We start from the raw sequence: 20,831 nt of genomic DNA, 5'->3' as shown, positions 1-20,831 counted from the left end.
TCTCCCCGTGAACGGGGAGAGATGCGCTGGCCGCGACGCTGGCGCCTTCTTAGCGACATTGGAGATTGGCGAAATCGGCGATGACAGCGTCCCTCGCCCCGTTTACGGGGAGAGGATGCCGGCAGGCAGGTGAGGGGCGGCGCCGACTTCGACAATTGCAGCCCTACTTGATCGCCGAATCGAACAGATGCGCCTTGATCTTCTCGACATCGAGCGCGGCAAAACCTTCCGACAACTTGTATCCGTCGGCATCGGCCTTGACCTTGGCCTTGTCGAAATCATTGGCCGGACCGATCAAATCGTTGGTGCAGACGTCCTCGGCCTTCACCGGAGCGGTGATCTGGCCGATCTTGTGGATCTCGTCGAAGAAGCCCTGCCAGCTCGCCATGTCATGCGAGCCCCAGCCGCCGCGCTTGTCCATGTCGCCGCGGAAGACGTTGATCTGCTGCAGGATCGACGTGGTGCCAAGTTCGGGTCCGAGATTCTTGGCCAGCGTCGGGAACTGCTCGAACACCGCTTCGACCGCCGCGCGGGGATTCTGGTAGCCGAATTCGAGGCCCATCGCCCAGCCGCGCAGATACTTCTCCAGGAACGCCTTGCGGTCGGGATCCTCGAGATCGGCGGCGCGCACGACGAAGGTGTTGGCCGGCAGCTTGGAATTCTGCACGCCCAGCCAGTATTCGAAGTCGAGCCCCTTGGCGATCCACTCGGCGCGCAGGCCTTCCCATGCCAAAGCGGCATCGCCCTGGCCGCCGGCGAGTGCTGTGCCCCAGGTCGGCCAGCCGGCCTCGACATACTTCACCTTCTTGATGTCGACGCCTTGAGCGGCCAGCAGCGGATCGGTGATCGACTGCCAGGCGGCGGAGCCGAGCAGGATGGTCTTGCCTTCCAGCTTCTTCAGATCGTTCGACCCCTCGCCCTTGCGGAAGGCGAAGCTGAACGTGTCGCGGGCGCCCATGTGGAACACCGACTTCAGCTTCATGCCGTTCTGGATGGCGAAGGAGAACACGCCGGGCGAAGGGAAGCCCATATCGGCCTGGCCGACATCGACGAACTTCACCGTCGCGGTGCCGTCCGACGGCCCCGGCTGCATGTCGGTGTCCAGCCCGTCGAAATAGCCGGCCTTCTTGGCTGCCCAGTAGGGATAGTCGTCGAGCACTTCGAGCGTGCCGCGCGGCGAGATCCAGGTGAATTTTCCATATGGCTCGGCCCGGGCCTTCAGGCCCGTGGCGCCGAGCGCGGTTGCCGTCACCAGGCCGGCGCCGGTCACCTGCAGGAAATAGCGGCGGCTCATTCCCGCCGGGTGGATGAAATTGTCTTTGGTCATGGCATTCCCCTTTTTGTTTGACGTCAGTCTCTTGCCGCCCGCCTCCCGGGCGCCGCCTTCACCTTTGTGTCTAAGCCTCCCAGCTCGCCCACTTCTTGCCGATCAGGAAGAACAGCACGTAGATCAGGATGCCGAGCGTCGACAGGATCAGCACCACCGCGAAGAACTGCGGCATCTGGATCATCGACGAATAGGTGGTCAGCCGGTTGCCGAGGCCGAAGCCGCCGCCGACCATTTCGGCGCCGACCGCGGTCAACAGGCCGAAGATGGCGCCTATCATCAGCCCGACCAGGATCATCGGCAGCGCCATCGGCGCGCGGATCTTCCAGAAGATCTGCAAGGTGCTGGCGCCATAGGAGCGCGCCAGTGCGATCTTGGCGCTGTCGACGCGGCGAAAGCCGGTGGCGGCGTTGATCATCACCATCGGCCCGGCGGCCAGCGCCACCGCGATGATGCGCGGCGTGTAGCCGAAGCCGAAGCGCAGGATCAAAAGCGGCACCAGCGCCAGCATCGGAGTGGTGACCAAAAGCAGGATGTAGGGCGCAACGATCTTTTCCGCGAACGGGAACTGGGTGATGACCGCAGCCAAAATGAGACCGATGACGGCGCCGATCGCAAAACCGGACACCAGCTCGACCAGCGTGTAGCCGAGATGCGGCGCGATCAGCGGAAATTCGTCGAACAGCGCATAGGCGATCGAGCTCGGCGGCGGCATAATGTAGAGCGGCACGTGGAACAGCCGCAGCGCCAGTTCGATGCCGCCGATGATGATCACCGCCACCGCAAGAATGGCCGCCACCTCCTTGCCCGACTTGATGCCGGGGCCGCTGGCGAAGGCAGACAGGTTGGTCAGGCTGACCTCATGGCCTTCGCCAGACTTGGCACCCGACTTGGACTTCGAGAATTCCGGAATCGCGTCGCCCCCGCTCACGGTCTGATCCTCACGATCTCTGCGCTCGGGCGCTCCGCCGCCTTTGGCCGCGTACGTTCGCCGACAATGTCCATCTTGATCCGGTTGGTGAGGTCGAAGACCTCCTTCGTCGCCATGATCTCCAGTGAGCGTGGCCGCGCAAACGGCACGCGATACTCCTTGGCAACGCGGCCCGGCCGGGCGCTCAGCACCACCACCCGGTCGGACAGGAAGATCGCCTCCTCGATCGAGTGGGTGATGAAGACGATGGTGGTCTTGGTGTCGAGCCAGATCTCCTCGACCAGCCGGTTCATCTCCTCGCGGGTGAAGCTGTCGAGCGCGCCGAACGGCTCGTCCATAAGCAGCACCGAGGGTTTCAGCGCCAGCGCCCGCACGATCGCCGCGCGTTGCTGCATGCCGCCCGACAGCTCGCGCGGGAACTTGCCGCCGAAACCGTCGAGACCGACGCGGTTGAGCAGATGCGCGATCCACGCCCGGTCCGGCTTCTCGCCCTTGATCTCGAAGGGGAAGCGGATGTTGGCGTCGAGATTGCGCCACGGCAGGAGGTTCGCTTCCTGGAAGACGATGCCGATATCGGGATGCGGTCCGGTGATGGCCTTGCCGTCGAGCCGGATCTCGCCGCTGGTCAGGCTGTGCAGGCCCGACATCGACCACAAAAGCGTTGTCTTGCCGCAGCCGGAAGGGCCGACGATCGAGACGATTTCATTGGCACTGATGTCGAGGCTGCAACCGTCCAGCGCCAGCAGGTCGCCGGAGGCCGTGTGATAGATCTTGGTCGCTGCCTGCACGCCAAGCTTCGGGTTTCTTGCATCGCCCGTATTCATCTGCCCCCCGGGAAGATTGCGCGATGACCCACTGGCTCACCCGACCGCGAAAATCAGTCTGTAACTATCCTACTTTCCTGTCAAGCACGAGCGCTGGTACCCATATCACAAAAATGGGCTTTCATAGCTATCCAATTGTTTTCACGATGTTTTCATGACCTTGAAATATATGTTGCTTTCCTACATACTTCGGAACTCGCACGGGCTGGAAGGAAGCGGAGAAGGTGAGGTTTCCGGTTGCGATGCGGTCAGGCACATGGAGCCACGGCGTGCAAACATGCTAAGACGACAGCCTCGCAACCCAGGGAAAGACCAGGACTCCATGATCGAAGCTGGCAGCCAGGACGAGCCTGTTTCAGGCCACGACGCTGAGGGGCGCGACCCTGTCCGGCGCATCCCCGACATCATCTCGCTGGTCAAGGATTCCTACAGCGAATTGCGTCCGGCCGAACGGCGTGTCGCCGATGTCGTGCTCGACGATGTCAAATACGCCGTCGACGCCTCCAACGCCGCACTTGCCAAGCGCGCCGGGGTCAGCGAACCGACGGTGACCCGGTTCTGCCGCGCCATCGGCTGCGAGGGCGTGCGCGACTTCAAGCTGAAGCTGGCGCAGAGCCTCGTCGTCGGTGCGCTCTATCTGGCCAAGTCGCCTTCCGTCAGCAACGACAATGGCATGCCGTTCTGGAACGCCGTGTTCGGCGAGGCCCGCCGGGCACTGCAGGAAGCCGAGCGGCAGCTCGACCCGGCGCAGTTGCAGAAGGCGGCCGAGCTGATCGCCAAGGCGCGCCAGGTTACAGTCTTCGGCCTCGGCGGCAGCTCCTCGGCGCTGGCGCAGGAAACCCAGTACCGGCTGTTCCGCTACGGCATATCGATCAGCGCCCAATGCGATCCCTATCTGATGCGCATGACCGCCTCGACGCTCAAGCCCGGCGATCTGGTGATCGCCATTTCGGCGACGGGGCGCACCCGCGAGGTCATCGAGGCCGTCGAACTCGCCAAGCACTACCGCGCCAATGCGATCGCGGTGACCGCGCCCGACACCGAACTGGCGCGCGCCTGCGACGTCAGGCTGACGGTGGCGGTGCCCGAATATCCCGATACGCTGAAGCCGACGGCGTCGCGCTTCGCCTTCCTGGCGGCGATCGACCTTTTGGCGGTGGCCTCGGCCTACAAGCTCGACGGCTCGGCCCGCGAGACGGTGCGCCGCATCAAATACAACGCCCAGATCCACCGCACCGGCAAGGAGATGGAGCCGCTCGGAGACTAGCTCCCTTCTCCCCGTTCACGGGGAGAAGGTGCCGGCAGGCGGATGAGGGGCAGCGCCGGGTCCGACAGTTACCATTCCAACACAGATTAGACGCACGCAGGAAGAGGGAAGAAATGCTCGAAATAGCACCGACGAAACAGGCCGCCGCATGGCTCGAATCCCTGGCGCAGGCACTCGCAGCCGGCGACGTGGCCGCCGCGAGCAACCTGTTCGGCGACGATTGCTACTGGCGCGATCTCCTGACCTTCACCTGGAACATCACCACCATGGAAGGCCGCGAGGCGATCGCCGACATGCTGGCGGCGGCGTTGGAGACGACCAAGCCGACGGGGTGGCAACTGACCGGCGAGGCGACCTCGGACGAGGGCACCATCGAAGCCTGGTTCAGCTTCGAAACCGCAGTGGCATCAGGAGAGGGCATCATGCGGCTGCGTGACGGCCGCTGCCGGACATTGTTCACGGCGATGACCGACCTCAAAGGGTTCGAGGAGCGCAAGGGCGCGGCGCGGCCGCTGGGTGTGCGCCACAAGGCCGACCCCAGGCGCGAGACTTGGGGCGAGGCGCGGGCGCGCGAGACGCGCGAACTCGGCGCCGACGAGCAGCCCTACTGCCTGGTCATCGGCGGCGGCCAGGGCGGCATCATGCTGGGCGCGCGGCTGCGCCAGCTCGGCGTGCCCACCATCGTCATCGAGAAGAATGCTCGGCCCGGTGATTCCTGGCGCAACCGCTACCGCACCCTCGTGCTGCATGACCCGGTCTGGTACGACCATCTGCCCTACATTCCCTTCCCCGAAAACTGGCCGGTGTTCACGCCCAAGGACAAGATGGGCGACTGGCTGGAAATGTACACGCGCGTCATGGAGCTCAACTATTGGGTCGCCACCAAATGCCTCAGCGCCAGCTATGACGAGGCGGAGAAAGTCTGGACCGTGGTGGTCGACCGCGTCGGCAGGCAGATCACGCTGAAGCCGAAGCACATCGTCTTCGCCACCGGCGCCTATGGTCCGCCACGGCGGATCGATCTGCCGGGCGCCGATCAGTTCAAGGGCGAATTGCTGCACTCCAGCCAGTATTCCAGCGGCGAGAAATTCCGCGGCAGACGTGTCGCCGTCATCGGCGCGGCAAGCTCGGGCCACGATGTCTGCGTCGACCTCTGGGAAAGCGGTGCCGAGGTCACCATGGTCCAGCGCTCGCCGACGACGGTGGTCAAGTCGGACACGCTGATGGAAGTCGGCTTCGAGATCTTTTCGGAAGACGCACTGGCACGCGGCATCACCACCGAGAAGGCCGACATGATCGTCGCCTCGACGCCGTTCGCGCTGGTGCCCAAGGGCCAGCGCGCGCTCTACGAGGTGATCAAGGCGCGCGACGCGGCCTTCTATATCAGCCTGCGCGCCGCCGGCTTCGCCATCGATTTCGGCGACGACGAAACCGGCCTGTTGATGAAGGCCTACCGCACCGGCTCCGGCTACTACATCGACGTCGGCGCCTCCAGCCTGATCATCGACGGCGAGATCGGCGTCCGCAGCGGCGTCGCCATCAAGTCGCTGACACCGAGCGGCATTCTGTTCGAGGAAGGCACCGAACTCGCCGCCGACGCCATCATCGCCTGCACCGGCTATCAGTCGATGAACGAGACGGTGGCGGCGATCGTCTCACGCGAGGTCGCCGACAAGGTCGGCCCCTGCTGGGGACTTGGCTCGGGCGTCAAGGGCGACCCCGGCCCATGGCAAGGCGAGCTGCGCAACATGTGGAAGCCGACCGCGCAGGAAGCGCTGTGGTTCCACGGCGGCAATCTGGCGCTGTCGCGGTTTTATTCGAAATATGTAGCGCTGCAGATCAAGGCGCGGATGGAAGGGGTTGAGACGCCGGTTTATGGGGCGTTCAGCAATTCGGGTCGGTGAAGGTCGATCTCCCCCCTCGTGGGGGAGATGGCCGGCAGGCCAGAGGGGGGCGCTGTCCCGCCGGCTTATCAACCGACGGCAGCCGTGTCTTCGAAAAGATTATCGGGTCGGGTCGCAGGATGGCGAAGGTTTGCATTCCGTCACGCCCCCCTCTGCCCTGCCGGGCATCTCCCCCACGAGGGGGAGATCGGCTAATCGTGCCGATGCCCAAAGTGCCTCGCCGCAACCTCGACATGGGTATGCGCGGCATGCGCCACAAACCGCTCGGTCTCGCTGACATCGTTAACCGCCTCGTTCGGCCACCAGGTGCCGCCGATGACAATACCCTCCGACACCAGCCGCTGGTCGGCGACCAGCGAGGCGCCGACCGCGTCGACGAAGGTGAAGCGGCCCGGGCGCTGCCGCAGCACCGCGACATCGCCGACAGTTCCAACCGCCAGCGTGCCGAGATCGGGCCTGGCGATCGCCTGCGCCGGCGCTTGCGTCGCGGCGCGCAAAACCTCGACCAGCGGCATGCCGAGTGCCAGAAGCTTCGACATGCAGACCAGTATGTCGAAAGCCGGCCCGTCGACGCAGTAGAGATGCACGTCGCTCGAGATCACGTCCGGCGCCAGGCCTTCCTCGAGCATGGCGCGGGCGACCGCGAAATCGAACGAGCCCATGCCATGGCCGATGTCGAAGATGACGCCGCGTTCGCGCGCCAGCCGCATGTCTGGCCGCACCGCGCCGGAGGCGAACACCGGCGCATTGGGGAACGGGCGGAAGCAGTGGGTGAGGATGTCGCCCTTGCGCAGCCGCGGCAGCACTTCCGAGCGGCCGGGCGGCGGCTCGTCGATATGCGCCATCAGCGGAAGGCCGGCCTGGTCGGCGGCCTCCAGCGCGAGATCCACCGGGGCGATGCCGCTGGTGCCGCCGGCATGCTTGCCGGAGCGAACTTTTACACCGACCACGACATCGCGGTGTTCGCGTACCGCTGCCACAACCTCGCGCGGTTCGCACAGCCTCAGATCGCTGCATTCGCCGACCGACACCGTCTGCGAGAAGCCAAAAATGCCGGCGAAGGAAATGTTGACATAGGCCAGGATGCGCACCTTCGAGCGCTCCATGACATGGCGGCGAAAGCCTAGGAAATTGCCGGCGCCAGCACTGCCCGCATCGATGAAGGTGGTGGTGCCGCTCTTGGCGGCCAGCCGGTCGGCATCGACGCCGAGCGAGGTGCCGCCCCAATAGACGTGGCTGTGCAGGTCGACCAGACCTGGCGTGACGATGCAGCCGCCGGCATCGATGACCTGCGCGGCTCTGGTTGCCGGGATATCGGCATCGACAGCGGCAACGCGGCCATTGGCGATGGCGACATCGCGCGGCGCATCGATCCCGGACGCCGGATCGATCAGCCGTCCGCCCTTCAGCAGGAGGTCGAATTGCATTGGGGTCACCTCCGGTTCGTTGCTTTGCTTTCTCAGAGTGGCCGGTAGGCGATGGCCTCAACCTCGATCTTGATGTCGATCATCAACCGCGATTCGACCGTGGTGCGGGCCGGCGGGTTCTTCGGAAAGTGCCGGGCATAGACCGCGTTGAAGGTGCCGAAATCGCGCGCGTCTTCCAGCCAGACCGTTGTCTTGACGACATCGTCCAGGGTGCAGCCGGCGAGCGCCAGTGCGGCCTTGATGTTGGCGAGCACCTGCTCGGTCTGTTCGGATATGCCGCCCTTGACCACGATGCCGTCGCTGCCGACCGGAACCTGGCCCGAGACATAGACGAGATCACCGGCCCGCACGGCGGGCGACAACGGCACATGCGACGTTCCAAAACATTGCTTGGGCAAGGGAAGGCCTCCTTTGATGACAGGACGGGATGCCATGGCGGCGCCCGCTTGCGTCGACATTTACCCCGATCGGGGCGATCCTCATAGGGGCCTTGTTGGAAAGCAACATTCCCAGAAATTCATGTTGCTTTATTACAGAAGCGCTTGCATCGTGCGCGCCGGCTGGCTGCCTTGCAGCCGTAACGCACAGACGCATTTGCCGGACCGGAGACGACAGCAATGACCTACGACAAGAACCCGTTTCCATCAGGCGATGCCGATCGCCACGCGCTCTGGGAAATGCTGGTGCGGCGCGACATCGACGCCTTCATCGGCCAGGACTGGGCGATGGTCGAGAATGATTTCGTCGCCGAAAGCTTCTTCGGCATGCATGCGCATTTCCTGCACAACGCCGACGCCTGGCGCTTGCAGTTTCCGAGGCTGGAAGTCTACCGCGACGAGTGGTTGCGCCAGGCCAAGGAGACGGCGGCGACCAAATTCGCCGAGCCGCTGCGCGAGGCGCTGTTTCGCGTCACCAACATGCGCGACATCGATGTCGACGGCGACCGCGCCGTGCTGCACAAGAAATTCGACGGCTCGGTCGCCAAAGCGGACGGCAGTGTCGACAGGCTGAAATGGCAGACGCTGTATTTCTGCACCAAGGTCGGCGGACGCTGGAAGATCGCGGGCTTCGTCGGCTACATGCCGCATCCGCTCGGCAGCTAGAAACCGATCAGTAGAGCGTGACAAGGGCTGGAAACAGCAGGCCGGTCGCCCTGAAATGCTCGACCAGTTCGATGGCCGGGAAGATGGCGAGGAAATAGAGCCCGTCGAAAAATGTGCGCTTCAGCGCCCGCGTCGAGAACTGCAGCTCGTCATGGTCGCGGTACAGAAAGGGATTTGGCCAGAAGCGGGGCGTGTCCTTGGTGTAGGCGAGGTAGGCCGGGCCGAACTTGCCGAGCAGGAATTCAGCTTCCTTGCGCGCCGTGACGCGAAAGATGAAAAAGCTGGCGAGGCCCAGCGCCAGCGCCGCCAGCACCGAGCCGTAGAGCAAGCCGACGCCGACCGCGCCGACCGTCGAGAAGAAATAGAGCGGGTTCTGGGTTGTCGAAAACGGCCCCGTCGAGACCAGTTCCTCGTTCTTCTTGCCGCCGACATAGAGGATGCTCCAGAGCCGCCCGACGACGCAGGCGAGCACCAGGCACAAGCCGAGGAGTTCGAGCGTCTCGTGCCCGTCCGAGCCCTCGGTCAGCGCCGGTTTGGTGAGAAACAGCAGCAGCACCGCCAGCACCGCCGCGGCCCGCACGAAGATCAACCGCTTGCGCTGGTCGAAGGCCTGTGAAACCGGCTTGAGGGAAGCGTAGGTCATTCTTGTTTTCCTTGGGCTTCGACAAGCGGCGTTGGGCAGGTTCGGGGCACTGGTCACCACATTGATGGCGGATGCAAGGCACCCGCATTCCATCAGCGCATCGCAAGGCATTCGTAAAGGCTTTTTGCGCGACCCACGCCCATTCTTACGAATTTGTATGCCGCCGGACAGGCTGGGGTGAAGTCGCTTCCCCTATCGTTCGGATGCCGGCCTGCCATTTATGGGCCAGCTTCAATTGCGACAGCCGGACCACCGGCATCAAACAGGGAATGGTTTCATGAGAAGATTTGCGCTTGCCATCGCAGTCGGCACCCTCGCCGTCTCCGGCGCGGTTTCCACCGTCTTTGCCGCCACCGCGCCTTGCGAGGAGACGCTGAAAACCCTTCGCGCGGCCGAGGCCGCGGCCACGCTCAGCGCCGCCGACAAGGCGAAGGTCTCGGAGCTGGAGACCAAGGGCATCGAGCGCTGCAATGCGGACGACGACAAGCGCGCCGACGACTTCTTCGCTCAGGCCATGAAGGTCATGGGCAAGTAATTCCGCGAACCACCAGCCTCAGGATATCAGCCATGCTCTCTCCCAATGTGCCGAAGACGATCGCACCGGACCACAACAGGGTTCCCGACGTCACCTTCGATTTCTGGCTGATCAAGCTGATGGCCGTGACCATGGGCGAGACGGCGGCAGACTACCTCGCCGTCAATCTCGGCCTTGGGCTCACCGTCACCTCGCTGATCATGACTGGTGTGCTGATCGCGGCCCTTGTCCTGCAGTTTGCGCAGAAACGCTATGTACCGTGGGCCTACTGGCTGGAGGTGGTGCTGATCAGCGTCGTCGGAACGCTGGTCACCGACAACCTCGTCGACACTTTCGGCGTGCGCCTGCAGACGACGACGATTGCCTTCTCAGTGGCGCTCGCCGCGACATTCGCGGTCTGGTACGCCAGCGAAAGAACGCTGTCGATCCACACCATCTTCACCACCAGGCGCGAGATCTTCTACTGGCTGGCGATCCTGCTGACCTTCTCGCTCGGCACCGCCGCCGGCGACCTGGTCGCCGAAAGCTTCGACATGGGTTACCTCACCACAGGCCTGCTGTTCGGCGGCGTCATCGCGCTGATCGCGCTCGCCTACTGGCTGCTCAATCTCGACGGCATCCTGGCCTTCTGGCTTGCCTACATCCTGACGCGCCCGCTCGGCGCCTCCTTCGGTGACCTGCTGTCGCAGCCGGTCGAATATGGCGGTCTCGGCTTCGGCACCACCTTCACCAGCCTGATCTTCCTCGGCTGCATCTTTGCCCTCGTCCTCTACATGACGTTGAAGAAAACAGCAGACGATGCCGACGAGATCCTGCTGGACGCGGACTAGGTGCAGGGCGGATGCGCTAGCGTTGACAATTGCCGAAAAAACCCACCGCTTCGTCATCCACGGGCGGAGCAAGGAGCGTAGCGACGCGGCCCAGACCCGAGGATCCATGCCGCGACTCCAACGCGTCGCCACGGTGCTGAATTCTGCTCCGCTGCGCTCTTCGGCCCAGGTCGCGGCATGGATCCTAGGGTCTCCGCGACGTCGCTTCGCTCCTGCTCCGCCCTAGGATGACGAACGCGAGGGCGCTTCGGCCAATCTTGAACGTTCTAGCCGCGTCGGGCCTGCACCCTCGTGACATCCTAGGAACGGATCGGCACCGGTGGTAACCTCTCCATCTCGGCAACGGACCGGACCTTTCATGCGACTTCTTCTTGTCGAGGACGACCACAGGACGGCCGACTACATCGTCAGGGGGCTGACCGAGGCCGGCCATGTCTGCGATTTGCTTCGCAACGGCCATGACGCGCTTTTCGCCGCCACCAGCGGCAGCTATGACGTGATCATCGCCGATCGCATGATCCCGGGCCTCGACGGCCTGTCGATGGTCAAGGCGGTCCGCGCAGCAGGCGTACGGACACCGGCGATCTTCCTCACCTCGGTCGGCGGCATCGACGACCGTGTCGAGGGCCTCGAGGCGGGCGGCGACGACTATCTGGTCAAGCCTTTCGCCTTCTCCGAGCTTCTCGCCCGCATCAACGCGCTTGGCCGGCGGCCGGCCGCGCAGGAGCAGAAGACCGTTCTGCGGGTCGCCGACCTCGAGATGGACCTGATCATGCGGCGCGTTGTCAGGCAGGGCCAGCCGATCGATCTGCAGCCCAGGGAGTTCAGCCTGCTGGAAGTGCTGATGCGCGGCGAAGGCCGTGTCATCACCCGCACCATGCTTCTGGAACGCGTCTGGGATTTTCATTTCGATCCCAGGACCAGCGTTGTCGAAACGCATATCAGCCGGCTGCGGGCCAAGGTCGACAAACCGTTCGAAACCCAGCTCATCCACACGGTCCGCAACACAGGCTACAGCCTGCACGCGGCGCCATGACCGGAACATGGTCGCGCCTGCTGCGCAGCACGCCGTTCCGGCTCGCCTTGACCTTCGCCTTCCTGTTCATGCTGGCCTTCATTCTGTCGGGCGCCATAGTCTACCAGATGATGAGCGCCGATCTTGCCGAACGGCTCGACGAGACCATCAAGGAAACCTATTCGGTGGTGACGGCGACCTATGCCGGGAACGACCTCGAGGACATGGTTGCCACGATCGAAAGCCATGCCAAGCTCAGCCCCAAGAAGGAGCAGCTGTTTTCACTGACCGACGCGGCCGGAAGTCGACTGGCCGGCAACTTCACCGCGACCGGCCTTCCCGACGGGTTCTCGATGTTCGACGCGGTATTGCCCGGCGTGCCGCCGGACACCGAGTACCGTGCCTATTCCGGTTCGATCGGCGGCAACAATCTGACGGTAGCCTTCAGCCTTTCCGAGACGGAGGAGCTGGAACAGGTGGCGCTGATGAGCTTCGGCTGGGCAACGCTGATCATCACCGGGCTGGCGGTCGCCGGCGGCGCCCTGCTTGCCTCGCGCGTCCAGCGCCGTCTCGACGGCATCGCCGCCACAATGGTGGATGTCTCGCATGGACGGTTGGACACCCGCATTCAGCTGACCGGCAAGGGCGACGACATCGACATCGTCTCCAGCCAGGTCAATGCGGCGCTCGACCGCCTGTCGGCGCTGGTCGAAGGCATGAAACAGGTCAGCGCCAACATCGCGCACGATCTGAAGACGCCGCTCAACCGGCTGCAGATGATTCTCGACACCGCGTCGGAAAAGAACCTGTCGGGTCAAGAGGTCGCCGGTGAACTGGCGGAAGCGCATGCCGAGAGCCTGCAGATCAACGAGACCTTCGATGCGCTGCTGCGCATCGCGCAGATCGAGGCCGGCGCCCGCCGGGCGCGGTTCACCGATGTAGACCTGGGCGAGGTCCTGCAAACCATCGCCGAGATCTATGCCGACGTGGCCGAGGACGACGGAAAATCGCTGTCGTTGATTCAACTGCAGGACACGACGGACTGGATCCACGGCGATCGCGAGTTGCTGACGCAGATGTTCGCCAATCTGGTCGAGAACGCGCTGCGCCATTGTCCACCAGGCACATCCATCAAACTGTCGGTGACGCGCCAGGGCGAACGCGTTGTCGCCGGCGTCGCCGACAATGGTCCCGGCATTCCTGCCGACGAGCGTGAAAACGTGTTCCAGCGGCTTTACCGGCTCGACCACAGCCGGTCGACGCCGGGCAGCGGGCTGGGCCTCAGCCTCGTCAGGGCGATAGCCGAATTGCATGGCGCATCGATTACGCTCGAGGATGGGCAGCCAGGCCTTGCGGTGGTGGTGAGTTTTCCCTTGGCGATGGATTAGCCGGCGAAACGCCTGGTGCTGTTCAAGCCCAGCTTGGATTCCTCGCCCCACGAGAGTGGGGAGAGGTGGCTCGGCGAAGCCGAGACGGAGAGGGGAACGCCCTACGAAAGCCCCCTCTCCGTCCGCTTCGCGGCCACCTCTCCCCCGCCTCTGGCGGAGGCGAGGAACCCAAGTTCTTAGAAGCCCCGCCCTCACCTATCGATACGCGTCGACAGGATGATCGACGACAGGGTCCGCTCGACCCCGTCCATGGCGCCGATCTGGTCGAGCAGCATGTCGAGGTCGCGGATCGACGGCGCGTCGACGATGACGATCATGTCGAAATTGCCGCTGACCGAATGCAGCGTCCTGACCGGCGCCAGCGCGCGCAGACCGCGCACCACCTTGTCGGCGAGCTTGGGCGTCACGGTGAGCAGCACATGCGCCCGCACCAACCCCTGCTCATAGTCCGGCGCCAGCCGAACGCCATAGCCAGTGATGATGCCGCGCTGTTCCAGCCGCTCGATGCGGCTCTGCACGGTCGTGCGGGAAACGCCAAGCCGCCGCGCGAGCTCGGCGGTCGAGGCGCGCGCATTCTCGCGCAGCAGGGAAAGCAGGGCCTGTTCGGCGTCACTAAGCATTTCGACGATTCCTGTCGGCGGATTGCGCAATCAGAGTTTCGTTTCGAACAATTCCACGCTTCCTTTCGACGGGCAAGCTGCGATTCTGCTCACAGAACAAGCTTTTGCGTGAGGGATCGGACATGAAGAAAATTGTTGTTGTCGGCGCCGGCAAGATCGGCTCGACCATTGCCGAGATGCTCGCCGCCACGGGGGATTATCAGGTCACGCTCGTCGACCGCTCGGCGGCGCAGCTTGCTGCCGCCGAAGTGCCGGCCACGGTTGCGACGCTGGAACTCGACATCGAAGCTGCCGGCACCCTGGAAGCCGCACTCGCCGGCAAATTCGCGGTGCTCAGCGCCGCTCCCTTCCATTTGACCACCCGCATCGCCGAGGCGGCGGCCAGTGCCGGCGTGCACTACCTCGACCTGACCGAGGACGTCGTCTCGACCCGCCGTGTCAAGGAACTGGCGCGTTCGGGCAAGAGCGCCTTCATTCCGCAATGCGGCCTGGCGCCGGGCTTCATCTCGATCGTCGCCAACGATCTCGCCAGCCGCTTCGATTCGCTGGAAAGCGTGCGCATGCGCGTCGGTGCCCTGCCGCAATATCCGTCCAATGCGCTGAACTACAATCTGACCTGGAGCACCGACGGCGTCATCAACGAATATTGCGAGCCTTGCGAAGCGATTGTCGAAGGCGAACTGGTCGAAGTGCCGCCGCTGGAAGAGCGCGAGGAGTTCTCGCTCGACGGCGTCACCTACGAGGCGTTCAACACCTCCGGTGGGCTCGGCACGCTGGCCGAGACGCTGAAGGGCAAGGTGCGCACGCTCAACTACCGCACCATCCGCTACCCCGGCCACGCCGCGATCATGAAGGCGCTGCTCAACGATCTTGGCCTGCGCCATCGCCGCGACGTGCTGAAGGACATTTTCGAGAGCGCCTTGCCGGCAACCTTGCAGGACGTGGTCATCGTCTTCGTCACCGTCTCCGGCCGCAAGAACGGCCGCCTGCTGCAGGAGACCTACGCCAACAAGATTTACTCCAAGCGCGTCGGCGACCAGGTGCGCAGCGCCATCCAGATCACCACCGCCTCCGGCATCTGCGCCGTGCTCGACATGCTGGCCGACGGCAGCCTGCCGGCGACGGGTTTCATCAAACAGGAAGACATCGCGCTGGACGCCTTCCTCGCCAACCGCTTCGGCCGCGCCTACGCCCAGCACGAGATGGTGAGCCGGCTCGCGAGCTGAGGAGCCTACGCCCCTTTTCCTCTCCCCCGTCGATCGGGGGAGAGGTGTCGAGCGAAGCTCGACGGAGTGGGGGTCGACCCGCTCAGGTGTTGTCATTTCGGGCCGGGGCGATGCCGCGCCCTGATTGAATTGCCAACGGCAGCGCATTCGAGGACCGCCTTCCCCCACTCCGTCGCTGCTACGCAGCGCCACCTCTCCCCCTCCGGAGGGAGAGGAAAGGAGCCTTGGGTTCGCGCCGCTCGTCTCCCCTCGCGTCACACAAGGGGGAGGGTAAGCACCGCCTCAAATATGCAGCGCATGGCCCAGCGCCTTCAGCGCGGCTTCCTGGAACCCTTCGCCTTGCGTCGGATGCGCATGAATGGTGCCGGCGATGTCCTCCAGCCGCGCGCCCATCTCCAGCGCCAGTCCGAAAGCCGCCGCCAGTTCCGACACGCCCTGCCCGACCGCCTGGATGCCGAGCACCAGATGGTTGTCGGCGCGGGCCACAACACGGACAAAGCCGTCCTCGCCGAGCTTCGTCATTGCCCGCCCATTGGCTGCGAACGGGAACATGCCGATCTTGATCTCGCCGCCGAGCGCCTTGGCCTCTTCGGGCGACAGGCCCGCGGTCACCAGTTCCGGATCGGTGAAGCAGACGGCGGGAATGGCGCGCTTGTCCCAGCTGCGTTTGTGGCCGGCAACGATCTCGGCGACCATTTCGCCCTGCGCCATCGCCCGGTGCGCCAGCATCGGCTCGCCGGTAACGTCGCCGATGGCGAAGATGCCGCGCATCGAGGTGCGGCACTGGTCGTCGATGCGGATGAATTTACCTGTCCTGTCGAGGTCGATCTGCTCGAGCCCCCAGCCTTCGGTCACCGGCTTGCGCCCGACCGTCACCAGGATCTTGTCGGCGGCGACCTTGGCGCTCTTGCCGTCCGAGGTCTCGACCAGCAGTGCGTCACCCTTGCTCGACAGTCCCTTGGCCTTGGCGCCCAGCATCACCTCGACGCCCAGTGCGGCGAGCCGCTTGACCACCGGCCGGGTCAGCTCCGCGTCATACTGCGCCAGCACGCGCGGCAAGGCCTCGACCACGGTCACTTTGGCGCCCATTTTCGCGAAGGCCATGCCGAGTTCCAGTCCGATATAGCCACCACCGACGACCGCGAGCTTTTGCGGCACTTCACTCAGCGCCAGGGCCTCGGTTGACGAAATCACCGGCCCACCGAACGGCAGGAACGGCAGGTCCACCGGCGCCGAACCGGTGGCGATGACGATCGCCTCGGCCCGGATGACCTGAACCCCGGTCTCGGTCTCGACCGCGACCGTCTTGCCGTCGCGAAAAGTCGCCCAGCCATGCACGGTCTTGACGCCTGCCTTCTTGAGCAGGCCGGCGACGCCACTGTTGAGCCGGCTGACGATACCGTCCTTCCAGGCGATGGTCCGGGCAAGGTCAAGCGTGGGCGCGGTGACCGAAATGCCGAGCGGGCTGTTGCCGCCTGCCATATGCGACACCTTCTCGAACTCTTCCGCCGCATGGATCAGCGCTTTGGACGGGATGCAGCCGACATTGAGGCAGGTGCCGCCCGGCTTGCCGGCTTCGACGATCACCGTATCGACGCCGAGCTGTCCGGCGCGGATGGCGCAGACATAGCCGCCGGGTCCGGCGCCGATGACGAGCAGCTTGCAGGAGATTTCTTTCATCTTGGCATCCTAACTCTCTGTCGCGCCGGCTTGAAAAGAGCGCTCTGTCGCGATCCTTCACGCCCCCCTCTGTCCTGCCGGACATCTCCCCCTCTAGTGGGGAGATTGGATGTCACCTCGGCTTTCGCCAACCTCCAAAACTTCAAGAGAGGCGGGGACGGTGAAGCTGCCGATCTCCCCCCTTGTGGGGGAGATGCCTGGCAAGGCAGAGGGGGGCGCTGTCCCGCCGGCATCTCGATCGTTTCCCTCAATCCACAAAAATCAGCGCCGGCGTTTCCAGCAGCGTCTTGATGCGCTGGATGAACACCGCCGCGTCCCAGCCGTCGATGACGCGATGGTCGAAGCTGGAGGACAGGTTCATCATCTTGCGCGGGATGAACTGGGTGCCGTCCCACACCGGCCGCACCATCATCTTGTTGACGCCGATGATCGCCACTTCCGGATGGTTGATGACCGGTGTCGTCGCCACCCCGCCCATGGCGCCGAGCGAGGTGATGGTGATGGTCGAGCCGGACAGCTCGTCGCGTGTCGCGGTGCCGGACTTGGCCGCCTCGGCCAGCCTGATGACCTCGGCGCCGCAATCCCAGATGTCGCGCGCCTCGGCGTGCTTGACGACAGGCACCACCAGCCCGGACGGCGTCTGCGCGGCAATACCGATATGGATGCCGCCATGCTGGTGGATGATGCCGGCCTCGTCGTCGAACAGCGAATTGAGGTTGGGCTGGTCTGCTATTGCCTTGACCATCGCCCGCATCAGGAACGGCAGCAGCGTCAGCTTCGGCCGCTCCACGCCCGGACGCTTCTCCTTGTTGAGTGCGGCACGCAATTCCTCGAGCGCGGTGACGTCGATCTCCTCGACATAGGTGATGTGCGGGATGCGCGATTTCGACAGCGACATCTTCTCGGCGATCTTGCGCCGCAAGCCGACCACCTTGATGTCCTGTATCGCATCGTTGCGGGCGAGGCCGGATGACTTGGCGACCTGCGGTCCGCGCGCCAGGAAAGTCTCGATGTCCTCATGGCTGATGCGGCCGGCCGGGCCAGACCCCGCGACCTGCCGGAGATCGATGCCGGCTTCCTTTGCCCGCAGACGCACGGCCGGCGAGGCCAGCGGCTTTTCGCCTTCGGGGCGGGGAGCGCCGGAGGTCGGCGCAGCACCCCCACCCCTAGCCCCTCCCCACAAGGGGGAGGGGGATTCGGTCGATGCTGCCCGCGCGCTCTTTGCATCAGGCCCAGGTGATGGCGACGTGGATTTTGCTTCGGCCTTGGGAGGCGTGGCGCCTCCCCCCCCCCTTGTGGGGAGGGGTTAGGGGTGGGGGTAGGCTCAGCCGAAACAGACGTGTCCTTGGACGACGCCGTGCCGCCGGCAACATTCCCCTCGCCCGCCACCTTCAGCCGCACGATCGGCGAGCCGATCGCCACCGTGTCGCCGATCTCGGCGCCCAGCCACAGGATTTCGCCGTCGACGGGCGACGGGATTTCAACCGTCGCCTTGTCGGTCATGACGGCGGCGAGCACGGTGTCCTCGCGCACGATGTCGCCGATCTTGACGTGCCACTCGACGAGCTCGGCCTCGGCGACGCCTTCGCCAACATCAGGCAGCTTGATGATGTGTTCGCCCATCTCAGGCCTCCCCCACTTTAAGCTTCCAATGTTTCGATGAGAGCGCGGCCGACCCGGGCGGGGCCGGGGAAATAGTCCCATTCCTGCGCATGTGGATAGGGCGTGTCCCAGCCGGCGACGCGCGCCACCGGCGCCTCCAGATGATAGAAGCAGTTTTCCTGCACCAGGGCCGACAGCTCGGCGCCGAAGCCCGACGTCAGCGTCGCCTCGTGCACGATGACGCAGCGCCCAGTCTTCCTGACCGAGGCGACGATCGTATCGAGGTCGAGCGGCAGCAGGGTTCTCAGATCGATGATCTCGGCATCGATGCCGGTTTCCTCGACCGCGGCCTGCGCGACATAAACCATGGTGCCGTAGGCGAGCACTGTGAGGGCGGAACCGGCCCTGCGGATCGCCGCCTTGCCGAGCGGCACGGTGTAGTGGCCGTCGGCGACCTCGCCCAGCTCATGTTTCGACCATGGCGTCACCGGCCGGTCGTGATGGCCGTCGAAGGGGCCGTTGTAGAGCCGCTTCGGTTCGAGGAAGATCACCGGATCCGGATCCTCGATGGCCGCGATCAGCAGCCCCTTGGCGTCATGCGGGTTGGATGGCACCACCGTCTTCAGGCCGGACACATGCGTGAACAGCGCTTCCGGGCTCTGGCTGTGCGTCTGGCCGCCGAAGATGCCGCCGCCGGTCGGCATCCGCACCACGATCGGGCAGGTGAAATCGCCGTTGGAGCGATAACGCAGTCTAGCTGCTTCCTGGGTCAGCTGGTCGTAGGCCGGATACATGTAGTCGGCAAACTGAATTTCCACGCACGGCTTCAGGCCATAGGCGGCCATGCCGATGGCCGAGCCGACAATGCCGGATTCATTGATCGGCGCGTCGAAGCAGCGGCTCTTGCCGTATTTGGCCTGCAAGCCTTGCGTGCAGCGGAATACGCCGCCGAAGAAGCCGACATCCTCGCCGAACACGACGACTTTGCTGTCGCGCGCCATCGACACATCCATGGCATCACGAATGGCCTCGATCATGGTCCGTCTCGGCATGGCTCAGACCCCAGCCTGCTGGCGCTGGCGCCGTAGATGCGGCGGCATTTCGGCATAGAGGCCCTCGAACATGTCGCGCGTCGACGGCTTGCCGCCGGCATGCAGCGTGCCGTGGCTTTCGGCTTCCTTCTGCGCCGCGATCACCGTGTCGAGGATTTCCGCCTCGGCCTGCGCGTGCCGCTCGTCCGACCAGACACCGAGCCCTATCAAATGGTTCTTCAGCCGCACGATCGGGTCGCCGAGCGGCCAGGCGTCGGATTCTGTCTTTGGCCGGTAGGCGGACGGATCGTCCGAGCTCGAATGCGCGCCGGCACGGTAGGTGACATATTCGACCAGCGTCGGCCCGAGATTGCTGCGCGCCCGCTCCGCCGCCCATTTGGCGACCGCATGGACGGCGAGATAGTCGTTGCCGTCGACGCGCAATGACGGGATGCCGAAGCCGAGGCCTCTGGCCGCGAACGTGCCCGAACCGCCGCGCGCAATGCCCTGGAAAGTAGAGATCGCCCACTGGTTGTTGACGACGTTGAGCACCACCGGCGCCTTGTAGGTGGAAGCGAACACCAGCGCCGAATGGAAGTCGGACTCGGCCGTCGAGCCGTCGCCGATCCAGGCGGCTGCGATCTTCGAATCATTGCTGATTGCCGACGCCATCGCCCAGCCGACCGCCTGGATGTACTGCGTCGCCAGATTGCCGGAGATCGAGAAGAAGCCGTGCTCCTTCGACGAATACATGATCGGCAATTGCCGGCCCTTCAGCGGGTCGGCTTCGTTGGAATAGATCTGGTTCATCATCGTGACCATCGGATAGCCGTCGGCGATGAGCAGCCCAGCCTGGCGATAGGTTGGAAAGTTCATGTCGCCGGGTTCGAGCGCCTTGCGGAAGGCGCAAGCCACCGCCTCTTCGCCCAGATGCTGCATGTAGAAGGAGGTCTTGCCCTGGCGCTGCGCCATCTGCATGCGGGCATCGAAGGTTCTGAGCGTCATCATGTGGCGCAGGCCGGCCAACAGCTCGTCGCTGGACAGCAGGCCGGCCCAGGGGCCGACGGCTTCGCCATTGCGGTTCAGCACGCGGATGATCGAGAAGGCATGATCGCGGATGGTGCGCGGATCGACATCGATCTCGGGGCGCGGCACCGAACCGGCCTTCGGGATCGGCACATTGGAGAAGTCAGGCGTGCCGCCCGGCCGCACTTCCGGCTCCGGAACGTGGAAACGCAACATCCCAGCATCGGCCATGACCTTTGTCCTCCAATGTTGCCTGGAGCCGATATTTGCATATCTGCGCGGCCAGACCAGTGCGAATTCGTCGGGTAGCCTTCGGACGTCGGTCCCGGCCGCGCCGGCCGATCCAGCCTCCCACGCACCAAGATGAAGATATGTCGGCGAAATTTCTTGTCGATGTTGGGGGATGGCGCGCAATTTGGGAGAAGGTTTGGGCTGGGTTTGCCGGAAGATAA

Annotated in this window: 18 protein-coding genes and 1 pseudogene; 8 read left to right on the top strand and 11 right to left on the bottom strand. The window is 64.4% G+C overall.

Translation table 11 applies throughout. The features are described 5' to 3' along the window. Positions 1 to 163: 163 nt before the first annotated feature. The 3 genes from HB777_30315 to HB777_30305 all read right to left on the bottom strand — a co-directional run bounded on the left by HB777_30315 (position 164) and on the right by HB777_30305 (position 3,082). Positions 164 to 1,327: an ABC transporter substrate-binding protein gene (locus HB777_30315; GenBank protein ID QND67817.1), complete on the bottom strand. Its 1,164-nt coding sequence runs from the start codon at positions 1,325 to 1,327 to the stop codon at positions 164 to 166. A gap of 70 nt (positions 1,328 to 1,397) precedes the next feature. Continuing rightward, positions 1,398 to 2,258, bottom strand: coding sequence for an ABC transporter permease (locus tag HB777_30310; GenBank protein QND67816.1), 861 nt, complete (start codon positions 2,256 to 2,258; stop codon positions 1,398 to 1,400). Then, a complete protein-coding gene (locus tag HB777_30305; protein QND67815.1) occupies positions 2,255 to 3,082 on the bottom strand; it encodes an ABC transporter ATP-binding protein in 828 nt (275 codons plus the stop codon). The genes HB777_30310 and HB777_30305 overlap by 4 nt, the downstream gene beginning before the upstream one ends. Positions 3,083 to 3,404: 322 nt before the next feature. Here HB777_30305 and HB777_30300 point away from each other — a divergent pair, with 322 nt between their 5' ends. Further along, a complete protein-coding gene (locus tag HB777_30300; protein ID QND67814.1) occupies positions 3,405 to 4,349 on the top strand; it encodes a MurR/RpiR family transcriptional regulator in 945 nt (314 codons plus the stop codon). 113 nt (positions 4,350 to 4,462) lie between these two features. Continuing rightward, entirely contained in the window at positions 4,463 to 6,253 is a 1,791-nt protein-coding gene (locus tag HB777_30295) for an NAD(P)/FAD-dependent oxidoreductase (GenBank protein QND67813.1), read from the top strand. Positions 6,254 to 6,444: 191 nt separating this feature from the next. Here HB777_30295 and HB777_30290 read toward each other — a convergent pair whose 3' ends face one another. Then, entirely contained in the window at positions 6,445 to 7,680 is a 1,236-nt protein-coding gene (locus tag HB777_30290) for an amidohydrolase/deacetylase family metallohydrolase (protein QND67812.1), read from the bottom strand. A 32-nt stretch (positions 7,681 to 7,712) separates the two neighbouring features. Beyond that, a complete protein-coding gene (locus HB777_30285) occupies positions 7,713 to 8,078 on the bottom strand; it encodes a RidA family protein (GenBank protein QND67811.1) in 366 nt (121 codons plus the stop codon). 219 nt (positions 8,079 to 8,297) lie between these two features. On the opposite strand from HB777_30285, the gene HB777_30280 reads away from it, so the two are divergent. After that, positions 8,298 to 8,783, top strand: a complete 486-nt coding sequence (locus HB777_30280) for a hypothetical protein (protein QND67810.1) — start codon at positions 8,298 to 8,300, stop codon at positions 8,781 to 8,783. A 7-nt stretch (positions 8,784 to 8,790) separates the two neighbouring features. Here the strand turns inward: HB777_30280 and HB777_30275 are convergent, their stop codons facing one another. Continuing rightward, a complete protein-coding gene (locus HB777_30275; protein QND67809.1) occupies positions 8,791 to 9,426 on the bottom strand; it encodes an isoprenylcysteine carboxylmethyltransferase family protein in 636 nt (211 codons plus the stop codon). A gap of 277 nt (positions 9,427 to 9,703) precedes the next feature. Between HB777_30275 and HB777_30270 the strand changes: the two genes are divergently transcribed. The 4 genes from HB777_30270 to HB777_30255 all read left to right on the top strand — a co-directional run bounded on the left by HB777_30270 (position 9,704) and on the right by HB777_30255 (position 13,194). Then, positions 9,704 to 9,961 carry a hypothetical protein gene (locus HB777_30270; protein ID QND67808.1) on the top strand — a complete coding sequence of 86 codons (258 nt, stop codon included), beginning with the start codon at positions 9,704 to 9,706 and terminating at the stop codon, positions 9,959 to 9,961. A gap of 32 nt (positions 9,962 to 9,993) precedes the next feature. Further along, positions 9,994 to 10,791 (top strand): hypothetical protein, encoded by a 798-nt coding sequence (locus HB777_30265; protein ID QND67807.1) that lies wholly within the window; start codon positions 9,994 to 9,996, stop codon positions 10,789 to 10,791. 358 nt (positions 10,792 to 11,149) lie between these two features. Further along, positions 11,150 to 11,827 (top strand): response regulator, encoded by a 678-nt coding sequence (locus HB777_30260; GenBank protein QND67806.1) that lies wholly within the window; start codon positions 11,150 to 11,152, stop codon positions 11,825 to 11,827. Next, a complete protein-coding gene (locus HB777_30255; protein QND67805.1) occupies positions 11,824 to 13,194 on the top strand; it encodes a HAMP domain-containing histidine kinase in 1,371 nt (456 codons plus the stop codon). Before HB777_30260 ends, HB777_30255 begins: the two co-directional genes overlap by 4 nt. Before the next feature lie 191 nt (positions 13,195 to 13,385). Here the strand turns inward: HB777_30255 and HB777_30250 are convergent, their stop codons facing one another. After that, positions 13,386 to 13,814 (bottom strand): Lrp/AsnC family transcriptional regulator, encoded by a 429-nt coding sequence (locus HB777_30250; GenBank protein QND67804.1) that lies wholly within the window; start codon positions 13,812 to 13,814, stop codon positions 13,386 to 13,388. 122 nt (positions 13,815 to 13,936) lie between these two features. On the opposite strand from HB777_30250, the gene HB777_30245 reads away from it, so the two are divergent. Then, the gene (locus tag HB777_30245; GenBank protein QND67803.1) at positions 13,937 to 15,040 is read left to right on the top strand and encodes a saccharopine dehydrogenase family protein; all 1,104 of its coding nucleotides are present in this window, start codon (positions 13,937 to 13,939) and stop codon (positions 15,038 to 15,040) included. A gap of 282 nt (positions 15,041 to 15,322) precedes the next feature. On the opposite strand, the gene lpdA is transcribed toward HB777_30245, so the two are convergent. The 4 genes and pseudogenes from lpdA to HB777_30225 form a co-directional block, all read right to left on the bottom strand. Beyond that, the gene (gene lpdA / locus HB777_30240; GenBank protein ID QND67802.1) at positions 15,323 to 16,720 is read right to left on the bottom strand and encodes a dihydrolipoyl dehydrogenase; all 1,398 of its coding nucleotides are present in this window, start codon (positions 16,718 to 16,720) and stop codon (positions 15,323 to 15,325) included. A 247-nt stretch (positions 16,721 to 16,967) separates the two neighbouring features. Next, positions 16,968 to 18,343 (bottom strand): annotated as a pseudogene (locus HB777_30235) (2-oxo acid dehydrogenase subunit E2). A 17-nt stretch (positions 18,344 to 18,360) separates the two neighbouring features. After that, the gene (locus HB777_30230; GenBank protein QND67801.1) at positions 18,361 to 19,374 is read right to left on the bottom strand and encodes an alpha-ketoacid dehydrogenase subunit beta; all 1,014 of its coding nucleotides are present in this window, start codon (positions 19,372 to 19,374) and stop codon (positions 18,361 to 18,363) included. Positions 19,375 to 19,377: 3 nt separating this feature from the next. Continuing rightward, positions 19,378 to 20,610 carry a 3-methyl-2-oxobutanoate dehydrogenase (2-methylpropanoyl-transferring) subunit alpha gene (locus HB777_30225; protein QND67800.1) on the bottom strand — a complete coding sequence of 411 codons (1,233 nt, stop codon included), beginning with the start codon at positions 20,608 to 20,610 and terminating at the stop codon, positions 19,378 to 19,380. Positions 20,611 to 20,831: the final 221 nt, after the last annotated feature.

Origin of the sequence: Mesorhizobium loti (assembly GCA_014189435.1) — a bacterium.
Classification (GTDB): domain Bacteria; phylum Pseudomonadota; class Alphaproteobacteria; order Rhizobiales; family Rhizobiaceae; genus Mesorhizobium; species Mesorhizobium loti_G.
This window is presented reverse-complemented; position numbering and strand designations above follow the sequence as displayed.

Excerpts from the sequence above, each read along its gene's own strand:
- HB777_30315 (QND67817.1), bottom strand. The coding sequence starts at position 1,327 with ATGACCAAAGACAATTTCATCCACCCGGCGGGAATGAGCCGCCGCTAT.
- HB777_30305 (QND67815.1), bottom strand. The coding sequence starts at position 3,082 with ATGAATACGGGCGATGCAAGAAACCCGAAGCTTGGCGTGCAGGCAGCG.
- HB777_30300 (QND67814.1), top strand. The coding sequence starts at position 3,405 with ATGATCGAAGCTGGCAGCCAGGACGAGCCTGTTTCAGGCCACGACGCT.
- HB777_30295 (QND67813.1), top strand. The coding sequence starts at position 4,463 with ATGCTCGAAATAGCACCGACGAAACAGGCCGCCGCATGGCTCGAATCC.
- HB777_30290 (QND67812.1), bottom strand. The coding sequence starts at position 7,680 with ATGCAATTCGACCTCCTGCTGAAGGGCGGACGGCTGATCGATCCGGCG.
- HB777_30280 (QND67810.1), top strand. The coding sequence starts at position 8,298 with ATGACCTACGACAAGAACCCGTTTCCATCAGGCGATGCCGATCGCCAC.
- HB777_30275 (QND67809.1), bottom strand. The coding sequence starts at position 9,426 with ATGACCTACGCTTCCCTCAAGCCGGTTTCACAGGCCTTCGACCAGCGC.
- HB777_30270 (QND67808.1), top strand. The coding sequence starts at position 9,704 with ATGAGAAGATTTGCGCTTGCCATCGCAGTCGGCACCCTCGCCGTCTCC.
- HB777_30265 (QND67807.1), top strand. The coding sequence starts at position 9,994 with ATGCTCTCTCCCAATGTGCCGAAGACGATCGCACCGGACCACAACAGG.
- HB777_30260 (QND67806.1), top strand. The coding sequence starts at position 11,150 with ATGCGACTTCTTCTTGTCGAGGACGACCACAGGACGGCCGACTACATC.
- HB777_30255 (QND67805.1), top strand. The coding sequence starts at position 11,824 with ATGACCGGAACATGGTCGCGCCTGCTGCGCAGCACGCCGTTCCGGCTC.
- HB777_30250 (QND67804.1), bottom strand. The coding sequence starts at position 13,814 with ATGCTTAGTGACGCCGAACAGGCCCTGCTTTCCCTGCTGCGCGAGAAT.
- HB777_30245 (QND67803.1), top strand. The coding sequence starts at position 13,937 with ATGAAGAAAATTGTTGTTGTCGGCGCCGGCAAGATCGGCTCGACCATT.
- lpdA (QND67802.1), bottom strand. The coding sequence starts at position 16,720 with ATGAAAGAAATCTCCTGCAAGCTGCTCGTCATCGGCGCCGGACCCGGC.
- HB777_30230 (QND67801.1), bottom strand. The coding sequence starts at position 19,374 with ATGCCGAGACGGACCATGATCGAGGCCATTCGTGATGCCATGGATGTG.
- HB777_30225 (QND67800.1), bottom strand. The coding sequence starts at position 20,610 with ATGGCCGATGCTGGGATGTTGCGTTTCCACGTTCCGGAGCCGGAAGTG.